This window comes from Lysobacter daejeonensis GH1-9, assembly GCF_000768355.1.
Classification (GTDB): domain Bacteria; phylum Pseudomonadota; class Gammaproteobacteria; order Xanthomonadales; family Xanthomonadaceae; genus Aerolutibacter; species Aerolutibacter daejeonensis.
In genome coordinates this window covers 54,551-68,648 of sequence record NZ_AVPU01000012.1, presented here as the reverse complement: position 1 = coordinate 68,648, position 14,098 = coordinate 54,551, and the positions used below count along the sequence as shown (strand labels likewise).

The window sequence follows — 14,098 nt, the reverse complement described above, 5'->3', positions numbered from 1 at the left end:
TTAATGGGACTCAGCCGCCGTTGGGCTGTCCGGTCACCAACAGCCGGTATAGCGCGGTGGGCGTGCGGGCGGCACGTAGCGCGGCACGGAACCCGGGATCGGAGAAGCGCTCGGCCACCACGGCCAAACGGTGCAGGTGTTCCTGTGCGAAGTGTTCGGGTACCGCCATTGCCACCACCAGATCGACCGGTTGGCCATCGAGCGCGCCGAAATCGACGGCGGGGCTCAATTGCAGGAAAGCGCAGCGGGTGTCTTCGAGGTCGGCGATGCGGCCGTGCGGCAATGCCACCCCGTGGCCGATGGCCGTGCTGGCCAAGGCTTCGCGCGCCCGCAGGCTGTCGCGGATGAGGGCCACTTCTTGTGGCGGAGCCGCCGCGCCGGCCAGCAGCCGGGCGGCGGCGTCGATCACCGCATCGCGACTGTCGGCCGAAGCCAGCCGTGCAACGCGGTCACCGTCGAGCATGTCATGCAGGGGCATCCTTCAGCCAAAGTCGGCACTGCGGGCGATGCCCTCGGCGCGGCGGTGGGTGTCGACCTGCTTTTCCTTGTGCTTCATCAGCAGGCGGTCGAGTTTGTCGGCAAGCAGGTCGATGGCCGCGTACATGTCCACGCCGGTGGCATCGGCATGCAGCACCTTGCCTGCGATGGTGATGTTGGCTTCGGCCCGTTGTTCGACCTTGTCTACATTGAGCAGCACGCGCACGTCGAGCGGTTGTTCGAAATGGCGCGGCAGCCGTTCCAGCTTTGATTCCACGTAGTCCCGCAGGGCCTGGGTGACTTCGATCTGCTGACCGTGGACGTCGATACGCATCGGAAACCTCCTTCACGTTGGAACGGTAGTGACAGCATCTCATGTCTGGGATGCGTTGGTGCCAGTTTCAAGCTTTCGTGAAGCGATGCCTTGATAACGGTCAATCGGCGTGCGCGCGGTGTTGTCGGCGCACCGGCGAGAACGTAACGGGTTAGCCCGCCATGGCGCGTTACGAGTACTTAACGATTCCGCCGAAGGGGGCGGCGGCACCCCGGTCAGCAGATCCGGACCCGATCCTGCGAGGAAGGAATGTTCATCGCCTCGCGATACTTGGCGATGGTGCGTCGCGCGACCGGCATGCCACCAGCCTTGAGCGATTCGGCCAGGCGCGCGTCGGACATTGGCTTGCGAGGGTTCTCGGCCTCGATCAGCTGGCGGATCATCGCCTGGATGGCGGTGCTGGAGGCTTCGCCGCCGGCACCGGTCTCGATGCCCGAAGCGAAGAACGCGCGCAGCGGAATCGTGCCGCGCGGCGTGCGCGCGTACTTGCGGGCGATCGCGCGCGACACGGTGGACTCATGCAGGCCGACATCCTGTGCGACCTCGCGCAGGGTCAGCGGGCGCAGCGCGCTGTCGCCGAACTCGAGGAAGGCGGCCTGCTGGCGGATCAGGCAGCGCGTGACCTTGAGCAGGGTGTCGCCGCGCGCCTCCAGGCTCTTGAGCAGCCAGCGTGCCTCCTGCAGCCGGCCGCGCAGGTAGCTGGCGTCGGCCGTGCTGGCATGGCGGATCATGGACTCGTAGCCGCGGTGGATGGCCAGGCCCGGCCGGGTGCCGGAGGCCAGGGCGGTGCGCCACACGCCGTGCTGGCGCCAGATCACCACGTCGGGGCTGACGTAGGTGTCGCTGCCGATGCCGCCGATCTGTGCGCCGGGTCGGGGATCCAGCGAGCGCAACAGTTGCACGGCCACGTCCACTTCTACCGCCGGCAATTTGAGTTCGGTGGCCAGGCCCTCGATCCCGATCCGGGGCAGCCGCTCCAGCGGTCCGTTGGCCAGTTGGCCGGCCAGCGGCTTGCCGGGCGTGGTGTCCGGCAGGGTGTCCAGTTGCAGCCGCAGGCATTCGCCGAGGTTGCGGGCGCCCACGCCCACCGGGTCGAAGCGCTGGACCTGGTGCAGCACCGTGGCCACTTCGGCGCAACTGGCTTCGATCTCGGGGCGCAGCGACGCGACGAAGGCGTCCAGATCCTCACGCAGGTAGCCGTCATCATCGATCGCATCGATCAGGGCGACGCCAATGCCACGGTCGCGCGGCGAGAGATGGCTCAGGTGCAACTGCCACAGCAGGTGGTCGCGCAGGCTTTCGTCGCCCGCGACCTGTTCGGCCTCGGGCGTTTCCTCGTCCCGATCAGAAGGGCCGACGCGCTCGTACCAGGTCTCGCCTTCCGGCAGGCCCCAGTCATCGTCGTCGCGCGCGGGTGTTTGTTCAGCGGGACCGGCCTCGGTGGGCGAGGGGACTTCGCCCGTGTCGGGAGCGAGCGCGTGCTCTTCGGTCCAGTCGAGCAGCGGGTTGCTCTCCACCGCCTCGGCCAGTTCGGCCTCAAGTTCCGCGGTGGACAGCTGCAGCAGGTGGATGGCCTGCCGCAACTGCGGCGTCATCACCAGGTGCTGTCCAATAGCGGTTTGGAGGCGAGGTTTCATGGTCGATCACAAACGTACCGCGGCAGGGCCGACGGTCGTTGGCGATTCGGTCACAGGCGGAAGGTTTCGCCCAGATACACGCGACGCACGTCGGGATTGGCCAGCAGCGCGTCCGGAGCCCCCTGCGCGAGCACGCCACCATCGCTGAGGATATACGCCCGGTCGCAGATGCCCAAGGTCTCGCGCACGTTGTGGTCGGTGATGAGCACACCGATGCCGCGATTCTTGAGGTGGGTGACGATGCGCTGGATCTCGCCGACGGAGATCGGGTCGACGCCCGCGAACGGCTCGTCGAGCAGGATCAGGCGCGGTTTGCCGGCCAGCGCGCGCGCGATCTCGACGCGGCGGCGCTCGCCGCCGGATAGGCTGGCGCCCAACTGGGTGGCGACATGGCCGATCTGCAACTCGTCCAGCAGGTTGGCCAGTTCACGCTCGCGGCCGGCCTTGTCCAGGTCTTCGCGCAGCTCCAGCACCAGCATGATGTTGTCGGACACAGACAGCTTGCGGAACACCGAGGGTTCCTGCGGCAGGTAGCCCACGCCGAACTTGGCGCGCGCGTACATCGGCTCATGGGTGATGTCGCGGCCGTCGAGCTTGATCTCGCCGGCATCGGCCGGCACCAGGCCGACGATCATGTAGAAGCAGGTGGTCTTGCCGGCGCCGTTGGGGCCCAGCAGGCCGACGACCTCGCCGGCATCGAGGGTCAGGCCGAAGTCCTTGACCACCTCGCGCGAGCGATACGCCTTGCGCAGTCCGTTGGCGACCAGCATCAGGTGCCGCTCCCGTTGGCGCGCGCGCCCTTGGGCATGATGCGCATCTTCACCCGGCCCGCGCCCTGGCCCCCGCCGGTGACCTGCTGGGTGCGCATGTTGTAGACCACGCGTTCGCCGCTGAGGTTGCCCCGCGGCTGGCGGATGTCGACCTTGCCGGTGAACACCACCACCTCGGTGGTGAGGTCGTAGTCGATCTTGTTGGCGATGGCGTTCATAGGCGTGCCATCGTCCATCTGCTGCTTGAGCGTGACCGGTGCGCCGGTGAGCACCACGCGGGTTGGGTCGCCGTTGCGCTGGGTGATCACCGCGGTGCTGGCGGTGATATTGAGGCTGCCCTGGGTGATGGTGACGCCACCGGAGAGCGTCGCCGGCTTGTTCTCGTCGAGGCTGTAGTCCGAGTGGCCGGCATCGATGTCCATCGGCTGGTTGCGGTCGGACGAGCGCGCCGAGGCCGCCTGCGGCAGGGCAAGCGCGGCAGCCAGCAGGAGTGCCGGCACGGTGGCCAGCGAACTAGCGGGCAGTCCTTTCATATCGGGCCTTGACGTCGGATTGGAGGACGATGCGCTTGGCATCAAGCTGGGCGTCGAGCCCACGGCCGTTCAGTATAAATCCGGGCTGGGTCATCGCGACCTTGGCCGTGGACGTGGCGCGCTTCGTGTTGGGGAAGACGTTCAGCTCTTCGGTCGTGATGTTGACCGGCCGCCCCTGCGCGTCCTGGCTGTCGGCCTTCACCTGCCCGCGCAGGCGGATCTCGTCGCCCTTGGGGGCGACCCAGGCCGTGGCCGAGCGCACTGCCCAGGGCGTGCCGGCCTTTCCGGGGCTCGGGGGGATCATGAACAGCGGGGTCTGGATGTCCATCGATTTAGCCGATGGGTCGCGGGTCAGGTGCGGCGCGCGCAGGGTGAAGGCCTCGCGGCCGTGGTCGTCGAGCGCGATCAGTTCCAGGTCGTTGAGCACGTAATCAGGGCGGAATTGCGCCTTCGCCGGCGCGGTCTCCGGGGCGCGCTGGCGCCACAGCATCCAGCCACTGGCGATTGCCGCGACCAGCAGGACCCACGTGGTCATCGTCCGCCACGTCATGCGTTGCCCTCGACGCGCACGCCATCAATGCGGACCACGTCGGCCAGCAGCGCCTCGGCCTTGCCCTGCGCAGCCAGGACCAGGTCGCAGAACTCGCGGACCGCGCCATTGCCGGCGGGGGCGGACGTGCGCCAATGGGCGCGTTCGCGCACCCACGGATGGCCGCTGCCCGGGGCCACGGAGAAGCCGACCTGCTGCATCACGCGCAGGTCCGGCAGGTCGTCGCCCATGAAGGCCACTTCGTCCATGCCGATGCCCATGCGGGCGGCGATGTCGCGCACGCAGGCCAGCTTGTCGGCCACGGCGGTGTGCACTTCGACGATGCCCAGTTCGCGTGCGCGTTGCTCGGCAATCGTGCTGGCGCGCGCGGTGACGAAGGCCACGGTGATGCCGACCTTGCGCAGCAGCACCAGCCCCTGGCCGTCGTGCACGTGGAAGGCCTTGAGCTCGCGGCCCTCGGTGTCGAAGAACAGGCGCCCGTCGGTCAGGGTGCCGTCGACGTCGAAGCAGGCCAGCCGCACGCGGGTGGCGTGGTCGCGCACTGCGGGGGGGTAGTCATTGAAGTGGGAATAGGGCATGGCGTCGAGGGTCCGGCGTCGTCGGGATCAGACCACCCGGGCGCGCAACAGGTCGTGAATGTTGAGCGCCCCGACCACGCGTTGTTCAGCGTCCACCACCAGCAGGCCGCTGATCTTGTGCGCTTCCATCAACTGCGCGGCCTCCACGGCCAGCGCGCCCGCATCGATGGTCCTGGGCGCCTTCGTCATCACGCGGGCGATGGGGGTGGTGCGCAGGTCGACGTCGGCATCGTCCAGGCTGCGGCGCAGGTCGCCGTCGGTGTACAGGCCGAGCAGGCGCCGCTCGGCATCGACCACCGCGGTCATGCCCAGGCGCTTGCGGCTCATTTCCACCAGCGCCTCGCTGACGGTGGCGTCCGGGCCCACGGCGGGGACATCGTCGCCGGCGTGCATGACGTCGGTGATGTGCAGCAGCAGACGCCGGCCCAGCGCACCGGCCGGATGCGAGCGGGCGAAGTCGTCGGCGGTGAAGCCGCGCGCTTCCAGCAGGGCCACGGCCAGCGCATCGCCCATCGCCAGCGAGGCGGTGGTGCTGGAGGTGGGCGCCAGCGCCAGCGGGCAGGCCTCGGCGGGCACGCTGACGTCCAGGTGCACGTCGGATTCGCGCGCCATGGACGACTGCGGGCGACCGGTCATCGAGATCAGCTTGTTGCCTTGGCGCTTCAGTACCGGCAGCAGCAACAGGATCTCGTCGCTTTCGCCCGAGTACGACAGCGCCAGCACCACATCGGCGTCGATGATCATGCCCAGGTCACCGTGGGCGGCCTCGCCGGGATGTACGTAGAACGCCGGGGTGCCGGTGGAGGCCAGTGTGGCGGCGATCTTGCGGGCGATGTGCCCGGACTTGCCCATCCCGGTGCAGACCACGCGGCCGCGGGTCTCCAGCATCAGTCGGCAGGCGGCACTGAACTCACCGTCCAGGCGGTCGGCGACGGCGGCGAGGGCGTCGATCTCCACCGCGAAGGCGCGGCGGCCGCTGGCGGCCAGGGAGCTGGTGTCGGGCGTGGTGTGGGGCGATCGGGGCGAAGGCACGGTTGCCATTTCGGAGTGGGGGCCTTTCCGCTAGGCTAATCGGTCCATTCTATGCGGTCTGGCCCGGAAACGCCCGGTGCCGGGCGGGCGGCGACGCAACGCTGGCGCTGGCGGCCGTTCCGGTGCCCGTAGCGGGATGTCCTCCCCTGAGCGCGACGACCACCAAGGTGCTTTTCCCCATGAATCCCGAAATCATCCGTGCCCTCATCGAACAAGGCCTGCCCGGCGCCCGTGCCGACGTGCGCGGCGATGATGGCGTGCACTTTGAAGCGACGGTGGTGGCCGAGGCCTTCCGCGGCAAGCTGCCGCTGGCGCGCCATCGCATGGTCTACGCGACCCTCGGCGAGCGCATGGGCGGCGAGATCCACGCCTTGGCACTGAAGACCATGACCCCTGACGAGGCCGGAGCCTCGGCCTGATCCGCGCCATGCCGGCCGGGAAGCTTGCGCGGTGGTCCGCGCGAGCCCGGCGTCCCGGCGGCACTCCACTGGTAAACATCCCCGTTCCGCGAGCCGAGAATTCCATGCAGAAGATTGTTGTCGAGGGCGGACGCCCGCTGAACGGTGAGGTGCAGATTTCCGGCGCCAAGAACGCCGTGCTGCCCATCCTGTGCGCCACCCTGCTGGCCGACGAGCCGGTGGAAATCAGCAACGTGCCGCACCTGCACGACGTGGTCACCACCGCCAAGCTGCTGGCCGGGCTGGGCGCGACCATCACCATCGACCAGGGCACCATCGGCACCGGCAGCGAGAGCGGCATCGTGGTGGACCCGCGCACGGTCAACAGCCACATCGCGCCCTACGAGCTGGTGAAGACCATGCGCGCCTCGGTGCTGGTGCTGGGCCCGTTGCTGGCCAAGTACGGCGAGGCGGAAGTGTCGCTGCCGGGCGGTTGCGCGATCGGTTCGCGGCCGGTGGACCTGCACATCAAGGGCCTGCAGGCGCTGGGTGCGGAGATCGTGGTGGAGCATGGCTTCATCAAGGCCAAGGCGGCCCGGCTGAAGGGCGCACGCCACGTGTTCGAGATCGTCAGCGTGGGCGCGACCGAGAACGTGCTGATGGCCGCGACCCTGGCCGAAGGCACCACCATCCTCGAGAACGCGGCGATGGAGCCGGAGATCGTGGACCTGGCCGAATGCCTGCGAGCGATGGGCGCGCAGATCGAGGGCGAGGGCACGCCGCGCATCGTGGTCCACGGCGTCGAGCGCCTGCACGGCGGCAGGCACGCCGTGGTGGCCGACCGCATCGAAACCGGCACCTTCCTGGTGGCCGCGGCGATGACCGGCGGCCGGATCACCGCGCGCAAGGCGCGCCCGGACACCATGGATGCGGTGCTGGACAAGCTGCGCGAGGCCGGTGCGGAAATCACCTGCGAGGGTGACCGCATCACCCTGGACATGCACGGCAAGCGGCCGAAGGCGGTGAACCTCACCACCGCGCCACATCCGGCGTTCCCGACCGACATGCAGGCGCAGTTCATGGCCATGAACTGCGTGGCTGAGGGCGTGGGCGTGATCAAGGAGACGATCTTCGAGAACCGCTTCATGCACGTGAACGAGTTGGTACGCCTGGGCGCCGACATCCACGTGGACGGGCACAGCGCGGTGGTGCGGGGCGTGGAGAAGCTCAGCGGTGCGCCGGTAATGGCCACCGATCTGCGCGCGTCGGCGTCGCTGATCCTGGCCGGGCTGGTGGCCGAAGGCGAGACCACCATCGACCGTATCTACCACCTCGACCGCGGCTACGAGAACATCGAGGAGAAGCTGTCGGGGCTGGGGGCGAAGATCCGCCGCATTGGCTAACGCCTGGCGGCGCCAACCCTCAGAGAACAAAAAAGCCCCGGGTGGGGCTTTTTTGTGGGCGGGAGCTGGAGGCGAACAATGTGCCCGCGGTCCCACACGTGCCGGCACGCCAGGTACAACTATCGGACTGTGCTCACCCGCAGGTCCATCGCGTCGGAGCCCTTCTCGCGTTGCAGGATGCGGGCCGGGACCGGCAGGCCTTCGACCACCCAGGCGATGATCTGGCGCTCGCCGCTGGTGTTGACCACCTTGGTGGCCTGCTGCGGCTTGCCGCCCACTGTGATCTGCTCCTTGCCGGCCACGGCGTACTTCATCACCTTGACCTTGCCGTTTTCCACCATCCGGTAGACCAGCGGCTTGCCAGCCAGCACGTCGCGCACCAGCGCGAGGTTGATCAGCAACGCGTCCATGTCACCGGCCTGCAGCTTCACCGGGCCGGCGCGATCGGGCTTGACGTCGCCGGACCAGGTGGCGACACCACGTGACCAGTCGTAGGCCGCGTTCTTGATCGAGCTCTTGATCAGCACCTTGCTGCTGTCGGTGCCCGACAGCGGGCGCCACTGGCCGTCCATGTCCTGGAAGACGGTGGTCTGGCTGAGGTTGGCCAACTGGTTCTGGATGCTCAGGTTGTAGCGCCACTTGCCTTCGCCCGCGGCGACCAGGGTCATGCGGCCATTGGCCTGCATGCCCATGTAACTGGCCTGGTAGTCCGCGGTGAACGGTTCGAGTGCCAACGCGGGCGCACTGGCCAGCACGGCCAAGACCGCGAACGCCATCCGGTACACCTTCGACTTGGAAAACGTCATCGTCATCTACTGGATTCCCTTGTACTCGACCAGGCGCAGGTCGTAGCTGTCCTGTCCATCGTCCCGCTGCAGGATGCGGATCGGCGTCGGGACGCCGTTGGCCACCCACAGCAAGGTCTCGTCGCCGCTGGTGTTGCCGATGCGGCTGACCCGCAGCGTATCGAACCGCATGTCGCCCGCGCCCATGCTCTCCACGTCGCTGGCGACCTGGTAGCGGTGGTCGCGAACGCGGCCATCGTCGACAAAGCGGTAGTGCAGGGCCTTGCCGGGGGCAGCGTCGCGGATCACCGCCAGGTTGATCAACAACCCGCTCATGTCCCCGGGCTGCAGGGCCACGGGGCGGGAGCGGGACTCCTTCACGTCGCCCGTCCAGCGGGCGGTACGTGATTTCCAATCGTAGAGACCGATGGTCTTCCGCTGCGTGAATACGACCCTGCGCACCGTGGCCTGAGTCAGCGGGCGGTAAGTCTGGCCGGAGATGGAGGTGTCGAATACGGTGCTCTGGTCGGCATGCACGCCGGCGATCTTGAACAGACCGCCGCCGCGCATCAGCAGGTCCACCCGCCAGCGATTGCCGGGTTGGCGCACCAGTTGCAGGGTGGCTTCACCCAGTTCGCTGCTGCCCTTGTAGACCTTGTACTGGGCGATGAACGGTTCCAGTGCCGCGGCGGCGGGCGCCACAGCGGAGGTTGCAGGCGGCGTCGGGAGGGCGCTCTGCGCGATGGCGGCGGACAACGGGACGATCAGGGCGGCGACGGCAGTGATCAGTCGGGTCCGGGTCATGGCGGCGAGAGGCGATTGTCGGCGGTGAGTTGAAGGGGGGCGTCCAGCGTGGCCCCATCGTATTGCACGCCGTGCTTGTTCAAGCGGATGTGGCCGGCGGCCAGTTCGCGCAGGGTGGCAATCAGCAGCGGGTGCTCGCGTTCCAGCACACGGCCGGCGAGGCGTTCGGCATCGTCGCCCGGCAATACCGGCACGCGGGCCTGGGCAATGACAGGGCCGCCGTCGAGTTCGGCAGTGACGAAATGCACGCTGGCGCCGTGCACCGCAGCGCCCGCATCAAGCGCCTGCTGGTGGGTGTGCAGGCCCTTGAAGGCGGGCAGCAGCGAAGGATGGATGTTGATCATCCGGCCTAGGCGCTGGTTGACGGAGGCGGCGCTCATGAGCCGCATGTATCCCGCACAGACGATGAGGTCTGGATGAACGGCGTCGACGAGGCTGAACATCGCTTCATCGAACGCCTCGCGGCTGGGGTAGCCCTTGGCGGACAGCGCGGTGGCCGGCACGCCGGCCTCGCGGGCATGGTCGAGGGCCGCGGCCTTGGCCCGGTCGGAGAACACGCCCACAACCTCGGCATCCAGCTGGCCCCGCGCGATCGCGTCGAGGATGGCCAGCAGGTTGCTGCCGCGGCCGGAGGCCAGGACCGCCAGGCGCATGCGGTCAGCCGATGCGCAGGCGTTCGCCGGTGCCGGCCGGGGTGACCTGGCCGATCTGCCAGTGCGCAAGGCCCAGTCGATCGAGGTCGGCATTGATCGCGGCCACGTCGCCCGGCGCGACGATCAGCACGAAGCCGACGCCGCAGTTGAAGGTGCGCCACATTTCCTCGCGCGGCACGTTGCCTTCGCGCTGCAGCCAGTCGAACACCGCCGGCAGCGGCCACGCGGACGTGTCGATCTCCAGGCCGAACTCCTGCGGTACCACGCGGATGATCTTCTCCACCAGCGCGCCGCCGGTGACGTGGGCCATCGCATGGATGTCGTGCCGGGCCAGCAGTTCCAGCACTGGCTTGACGTAGATGCGGGTGGGCTCCATCAGCGCGTCGGCCAGCTTCACGCCGCCCAGGTCGAGGTCGAGTGGATTGCCGGCGCGCGCCAGGATCTTGCGGACCAGCGAATAGCCGTTGGAGTGCGGGCCACTGGAGGCGATGCCGATCAGGACGTCGCCCGCACGCACCTTGCTGCTGTCGATCAACTTGGCCTTCTCGACCGCACCGACGGTGAAACCGGCCAGGTCGTACTCGCCCGGCGGGTACATGTCGGGCATCTCGGCGGTCTCGCCGCCGATCAGCGCGCAGCCGGCGATTTCGCAGCCCTTGGCGATGCCGCCGACCACGTCGACGGTGGTGGCCACGTCGAGCTTGCCGGTGGCGAAGTAATCGAGGAAGAACAGCGGCTCGGCACCCTGCACCAGCACGTCGTTGACGCACATGGCCACCAGGTCGATGCCGATGGTGTCGTGGCGGTTGAGTTGCTTGGCCAGGATCAGCTTGGTGCCCACGCCGTCGGTGCCGGACACCAGCACCGGTTCGCGGTACTTGCCGCTCACGTCGAACAGGCCGCCGAACAGGCCGACACCGCCCAGCACTTCGGGGCGCATGGTGCGCTTGACCAGCGGCTTGATGCGTTCGACGACTTCGTTGCCCGCGTCGATGTCGACGCCGGCGTCACGGTAGGTAAGCGGGGTGGGGCTCGTCACGGCGGACTCGGCGGTGGCGGTAGGGAGTCGCGCATTTTAGCAGTCTGCCGGTGCCCCGTTGGCCCGGTGGTGGCGTCCGCGACCGGCGTCAATGGACGGATCACCCGGGGTGGGGCACCATTTCCGGATGAATCCAGCCAACTTAGGGTAGGCGATGCTCCGCGCAATCCGAGTGTTTTTGGCCGTCGCGTTGCTTTCGATGGCGTTTGGCGCGGCCGCGCAGCGCGTGGAGGGTGATCGTGCGAAGGCCCAGGGGCCCTACGCCGCCGAGGTCAGGGTCAACGGCCAGGGCGAGCCGGAGCGCAACAACGCCTTCGTGCGCGCGCTGGTGCAGGTGCTGGCGCGCCTGTCGGGCGACAACGCGGTCGCCTCGCGCCCCGGCATGCGCCAGGAGCTGGCCCGCGCCAGGGAGATGGTGGATGGGTACGACTACCGGCAGGACGAGGGTGTGTCCTCCCGCGGTGCACCGACCTTCGGTACCGTGCTGGTGGTTCGCTTCGACCAGGAACAGGTGGATGAGCTGGCGGCGATCGTGGGCCTGCCGATCTGGCCGCTGCCGCGGCCCAAGCCGGTGCTGTGGATGGCGATTGACGATGGCTCGGGCCCGCGCCTGGTGGGGCTGCCGCAGACCAACGCAGCCCGGCCGGTGCTGGACCGGGCCAAGGACCGCGGGTACGCGCTGGGCCTGCCCGCCGGTACCGCCGCCGAACAGGCGGTGGTGGGCGCGATCTGGCGCGGGGACACCGCGGCCGTGGCCCGCGCATCGACGCGCTACAGCCCGCCGATGCAACTGGTGGGCAAGCTGTACCGGGTTAAGGAGGGCTGGCAGGCCGACTGGATCTTCGTCGATGGTGGCAAGGTGCTGTCGCGTTGGACGGAGAAGCACGCCGATGCCCGTCGGGTGATGGCCACCGGTGCGGACGGCGCGGCCAACGCACTGGTCCGCCGGTATGCCAAGCCTGGCAGTGCCAAGGGCCTCGGGCCGGCCGGCACGTACCGGGTGACCTTCAATGGCATCGCGAGTGCGGAGGCCTACATTCGCCTGGCCGGCTATCTGGAGAAGCTGTCCGCGGTGGGCCGGATCACGCCGGTGCGTGCGGTGCCAGGCAGCGTGACGTTCGATCTGGAGCTGCCGACGGGCCTGCCGGGCTTCAAGCGCGCGGTGGCCCGCGACGACGTGCTGGTCGCCGAGGAAGGCGACGAACCCGTTTACCGGATGCGCTGACCGATGCGCGACATGGAACCGGTCGAGGAAATCGCACTGTTTCTCCGCCGCCTCAAATGGGCGGCGGTGGCGGTGGCCGTGTGTTGGCTGCTGTGGCTGCTGGCGCCCGTGCTGACCCCGTTTGTCCTGGCGGCGATGCTGGGCTGGCTGGGCGACCCGTTGGTGGACAAGTTGCAGGCCCGGGGCCGCTCGCGTGATTTCGCCGTGGGGCTGGTGTTCACCGGCATGACCCTGCTGGTGCTGCTGGCGCTGGTGCTGCTGGTGCCGACGATCGAGCGCCAGGTGTTGACGCTGTGGGCCTCGCTGCCGGCTTATCGCGACTGGCTGATGCTGACCGCGCTGCCCTGGCTGGAGGCGCGCACCGGCCTGGAAATCACCCAGTGGCTGGATTTCAGTCACCTGTTCGAGCTGATCCGCAGCAATTGGGAGCGGGCGGGTGGCGTGGCGACAACGCTGCTGGGTTACCTGTCGCGCTCGGGGTTCGCGCTGCTGACGCTGGTGGCCAACGTGGCGCTGCTGCCGGTGCTGACCTATTTCTTCCTCCGCGACTGGGACGTGTTCGTCGAGCGCGTGGCCGCGTTGGTGCCGCGTGACCACCTGGGCACGGCGACGCGGCTGGCGCGCGAGAGCAGCGACATCCTGGGGGCGTTCCTGCGCGGGCAGTTCCTGGTGATGCTGATCCTGGGCGTGATGTACGGCCTGGGGCTGTGGGCGGTGGGACTGGACCTGGGGATCCTGATCGGCATCGTCGCCGGCCTGTTCACCTTCATCCCGTACCTGGGCCCGGCCAGCGGCATCATCCTCGGTGTGATTGCCGCGCTGGTGCAATACGGCGACTGGCCGCACGTGGCCGGCGTGCTGGCGGTGTTCGGTATTGGCCAGGTAATCGAGAGCTATTGGTTGACGCCCAAGCTGGTGGGTGACCGCATCGGATTGCATCCGGTCGCGGTGATTTTCGCGGTGATGGCGGGCGGCCAGCTGTTCGGGTTCCTTGGCATGCTGCTGGCGCTGCCGCTGGCGGCGGTGATCAACGTGCTGCTGCGCTTCGCGCAGGAACGCTACGTGGCCAGCCGGCTCTACGCCGGTGAGCAGCCCGGCATCGTGTTGGGCGCCCCCGCGCATCACGCCAAGCATCCGGAGCAGGGCCAGGGGTGAGCGTTTCCGGAGGAGGCGGACCCACCGTGCCGCAACTGCCGCTGGCGCTGCGCTACCCGCCGGACCAGCGATTGGATACCTATGTGACGCTCGAGCCGGGCGTCGTTGGGCTGGTGCAGGCAGCCGCGACGGTGGGTGGCGATTGGCTGTATCTGGCCGGGCCGGCCGGCGTGGGCAAGACACACCTGCTGCTGGCCGCCTGTGCGGCGGCCGAGGGAGCGGGGCGCCGTGCCGCTTACCTGCCGCTGGTCGCCGCTGCCGGCCGTCTGCGCGAGGCGTTGCAGGCGCTGGAGGGCAATGACCTGCTGGCGCTGGACGGGCTGGAACGCATCGCCGGCAATCGCGACGACGAGGTGGCGCTGTTCGACGCCCACAACCGAGCGCGCGCGGCCGGTATTACGGTGCTGTACGCCGCGCGCGGCAATCCGGGCGAATTGGGGCTGGTGTTGCCCGACCTGCGGTCGCGCCTGCAGCAGTGCACCCGCCTGGTGTTGGCGCCCCTGGACGACGATGGGCGCCGCGAGGTGCTGCGCCAGCGCGCGCAGCGCCGTGGACTGGTGCTGGACGAGGCCGCGCTGGAATGGCTGCTCAAGCGCGTGGATCGGGATCTGGCCGCGTTGACCGGCGTGCTGGACCAACTGGATCGTGCATCGCTGGCGGCCAAACGTCGTTTGACCGTGCCTTTCCTGCGGCAGGTGCTGGGCGCGGATTGAGTGCGTCGGCCG

Annotated in this window: 17 protein-coding genes; 5 read left to right on the top strand and 12 right to left on the bottom strand. The window is 68.6% G+C overall.

What is annotated here, in order from left to right; all coding sequences use genetic code 11:
• Positions 1–10: 10 nt before the first annotated feature.
• The 8 genes from N800_RS08495 to N800_RS08460 all read right to left on the bottom strand — a co-directional run bounded on the left by N800_RS08495 (position 11) and on the right by N800_RS08460 (position 5,920).
• Positions 11–478: a PTS sugar transporter subunit IIA gene (locus tag N800_RS08495; protein WP_036136963.1), complete on the bottom strand. Its 468-nt coding sequence runs from the start codon at positions 476–478 to the stop codon at positions 11–13.
• A gap of 3 nt (positions 479–481) precedes the next feature.
• Positions 482–811, bottom strand: coding sequence for a ribosome hibernation-promoting factor, HPF/YfiA family (gene hpf, locus N800_RS08490; RefSeq protein WP_036136960.1), 330 nt, complete (start codon positions 809–811; stop codon positions 482–484).
• A 215-nt stretch (positions 812–1,026) separates the two neighbouring features.
• Positions 1,027–2,448 carry an RNA polymerase factor sigma-54 gene (locus tag N800_RS08485; protein ID WP_036136957.1) on the bottom strand — a complete coding sequence of 474 codons (1,422 nt, stop codon included), beginning with the start codon at positions 2,446–2,448 and terminating at the stop codon, positions 1,027–1,029.
• A gap of 50 nt (positions 2,449–2,498) precedes the next feature.
• Positions 2,499–3,218, bottom strand: coding sequence for an LPS export ABC transporter ATP-binding protein (lptB, locus tag N800_RS08480; RefSeq protein WP_036136954.1), 720 nt, complete (start codon positions 3,216–3,218; stop codon positions 2,499–2,501).
• The gene (gene lptA, locus N800_RS08475; protein ID WP_036136951.1) at positions 3,218–3,751 is read right to left on the bottom strand and encodes a lipopolysaccharide transport periplasmic protein LptA; all 534 of its coding nucleotides are present in this window, start codon (positions 3,749–3,751) and stop codon (positions 3,218–3,220) included. The genes lptB and lptA overlap by 1 nt, the downstream gene beginning before the upstream one ends.
• On the bottom strand, positions 3,732–4,286 hold the full coding sequence (gene lptC / locus N800_RS08470) for an LPS export ABC transporter periplasmic protein LptC (protein ID WP_198032499.1): 555 nt from the start codon (positions 4,284–4,286) through the stop codon (positions 3,732–3,734). Before lptC ends, lptA begins: the two co-directional genes overlap by 20 nt.
• Before the next feature lie 11 nt (positions 4,287–4,297).
• Positions 4,298–4,879: a KdsC family phosphatase gene (locus tag N800_RS08465; protein WP_052108070.1), complete on the bottom strand. Its 582-nt coding sequence runs from the start codon at positions 4,877–4,879 to the stop codon at positions 4,298–4,300.
• A gap of 27 nt (positions 4,880–4,906) precedes the next feature.
• Positions 4,907–5,920: a KpsF/GutQ family sugar-phosphate isomerase gene (locus N800_RS08460; protein ID WP_036136945.1), complete on the bottom strand. Its 1,014-nt coding sequence runs from the start codon at positions 5,918–5,920 to the stop codon at positions 4,907–4,909.
• Positions 5,921–6,090: 170 nt separating this feature from the next.
• Here N800_RS08460 and N800_RS08455 point away from each other — a divergent pair, with 170 nt between their 5' ends.
• Together N800_RS08455 and murA are read left to right on the top strand one after the other, a co-directional pair.
• Positions 6,091–6,330 carry a BolA family protein gene (locus tag N800_RS08455; protein ID WP_036136942.1) on the top strand — a complete coding sequence of 80 codons (240 nt, stop codon included), beginning with the start codon at positions 6,091–6,093 and terminating at the stop codon, positions 6,328–6,330.
• 104 nt (positions 6,331–6,434) lie between these two features.
• Positions 6,435–7,712, top strand: a complete 1,278-nt coding sequence (murA, locus tag N800_RS08450) for a UDP-N-acetylglucosamine 1-carboxyvinyltransferase (RefSeq protein WP_036136940.1) — start codon at positions 6,435–6,437, stop codon at positions 7,710–7,712.
• A 119-nt stretch (positions 7,713–7,831) separates the two neighbouring features.
• Here the strand turns inward: murA and N800_RS08445 are convergent, their stop codons facing one another.
• From N800_RS08445 to purM, 4 genes are read right to left on the bottom strand one after another with little or no spacing between them, the layout of a single operon-like run.
• Positions 7,832–8,518 (bottom strand): DUF3108 domain-containing protein, encoded by a 687-nt coding sequence (locus tag N800_RS08445; protein WP_036137068.1) that lies wholly within the window; start codon positions 8,516–8,518, stop codon positions 7,832–7,834.
• A 6-nt stretch (positions 8,519–8,524) separates the two neighbouring features.
• Positions 8,525–9,301 (bottom strand): DUF3108 domain-containing protein, encoded by a 777-nt coding sequence (locus N800_RS08440; protein ID WP_036136937.1) that lies wholly within the window; start codon positions 9,299–9,301, stop codon positions 8,525–8,527.
• Positions 9,298–9,954 (bottom strand): phosphoribosylglycinamide formyltransferase, encoded by a 657-nt coding sequence (gene purN, locus N800_RS08435; protein ID WP_036136934.1) that lies wholly within the window; start codon positions 9,952–9,954, stop codon positions 9,298–9,300. Before purN ends, N800_RS08440 begins: the two co-directional genes overlap by 4 nt.
• 4 nt (positions 9,955–9,958) lie before the next feature.
• On the bottom strand, positions 9,959–10,993 hold the full coding sequence (gene purM / locus N800_RS08430; RefSeq protein ID WP_036136931.1) for a phosphoribosylformylglycinamidine cyclo-ligase: 1,035 nt from the start codon (positions 10,991–10,993) through the stop codon (positions 9,959–9,961).
• 154 nt (positions 10,994–11,147) lie between these two features.
• Here purM and N800_RS08425 point away from each other — a divergent pair, with 154 nt between their 5' ends.
• From N800_RS08425 to hda, 3 genes are read left to right on the top strand one after another with little or no spacing between them, the layout of a single operon-like run.
• Positions 11,148–12,218 (top strand): DUF2066 domain-containing protein, encoded by a 1,071-nt coding sequence (locus N800_RS08425; protein WP_036136928.1) that lies wholly within the window; start codon positions 11,148–11,150, stop codon positions 12,216–12,218.
• 12 nt (positions 12,219–12,230) lie between these two features.
• A complete protein-coding gene (locus N800_RS08420; protein WP_036137067.1) occupies positions 12,231–13,373 on the top strand; it encodes an AI-2E family transporter in 1,143 nt (380 codons plus the stop codon).
• A 26-nt stretch (positions 13,374–13,399) separates the two neighbouring features.
• Positions 13,400–14,086, top strand: a complete 687-nt coding sequence (gene hda / locus N800_RS08415; protein ID WP_232227572.1) for a DnaA regulatory inactivator Hda — start codon at positions 13,400–13,402, stop codon at positions 14,084–14,086.
• The last annotated feature ends 12 nt before the right edge of the window (positions 14,087–14,098 follow it).

What these genes read in the sequence shown, in the direction of transcription:
- N800_RS08495 (WP_036136963.1), bottom strand. Translation starts at nt 478, where the DNA reads ATGCCCCTGCATGACATGCTCGACGGTGACCGCGTTGCACGGCTGGCT.
- hpf (WP_036136960.1), bottom strand. Translation starts at nt 811, where the DNA reads ATGCGTATCGACGTCCACGGTCAGCAGATCGAAGTCACCCAGGCCCTG.
- N800_RS08485 (WP_036136957.1), bottom strand. Translation starts at nt 2,448, where the DNA reads ATGAAACCTCGCCTCCAAACCGCTATTGGACAGCACCTGGTGATGACG.
- lptB (WP_036136954.1), bottom strand. Translation starts at nt 3,218, where the DNA reads ATGCTGGTCGCCAACGGACTGCGCAAGGCGTATCGCTCGCGCGAGGTG.
- lptA (WP_036136951.1), bottom strand. Translation starts at nt 3,751, where the DNA reads ATGAAAGGACTGCCCGCTAGTTCGCTGGCCACCGTGCCGGCACTCCTG.
- lptC (WP_198032499.1), bottom strand. Translation starts at nt 4,286, where the DNA reads ATGACCACGTGGGTCCTGCTGGTCGCGGCAATCGCCAGTGGCTGGATG.
- N800_RS08465 (WP_052108070.1), bottom strand. Translation starts at nt 4,879, where the DNA reads ATGCCCTATTCCCACTTCAATGACTACCCCCCCGCAGTGCGCGACCAC.
- N800_RS08460 (WP_036136945.1), bottom strand. Translation starts at nt 5,920, where the DNA reads ATGGCAACCGTGCCTTCGCCCCGATCGCCCCACACCACGCCCGACACC.
- N800_RS08455 (WP_036136942.1), top strand. Translation starts at nt 6,091, where the DNA reads ATGAATCCCGAAATCATCCGTGCCCTCATCGAACAAGGCCTGCCCGGC.
- murA (WP_036136940.1), top strand. Translation starts at nt 6,435, where the DNA reads ATGCAGAAGATTGTTGTCGAGGGCGGACGCCCGCTGAACGGTGAGGTG.
- N800_RS08445 (WP_036137068.1), bottom strand. Translation starts at nt 8,518, where the DNA reads ATGACGTTTTCCAAGTCGAAGGTGTACCGGATGGCGTTCGCGGTCTTG.
- N800_RS08440 (WP_036136937.1), bottom strand. Translation starts at nt 9,301, where the DNA reads ATGACCCGGACCCGACTGATCACTGCCGTCGCCGCCCTGATCGTCCCG.
- purN (WP_036136934.1), bottom strand. Translation starts at nt 9,954, where the DNA reads ATGCGCCTGGCGGTCCTGGCCTCCGGCCGCGGCAGCAACCTGCTGGCC.
- N800_RS08425 (WP_036136928.1), top strand. Translation starts at nt 11,148, where the DNA reads ATGCTCCGCGCAATCCGAGTGTTTTTGGCCGTCGCGTTGCTTTCGATG.
- N800_RS08420 (WP_036137067.1), top strand. Translation starts at nt 12,231, where the DNA reads ATGGAACCGGTCGAGGAAATCGCACTGTTTCTCCGCCGCCTCAAATGG.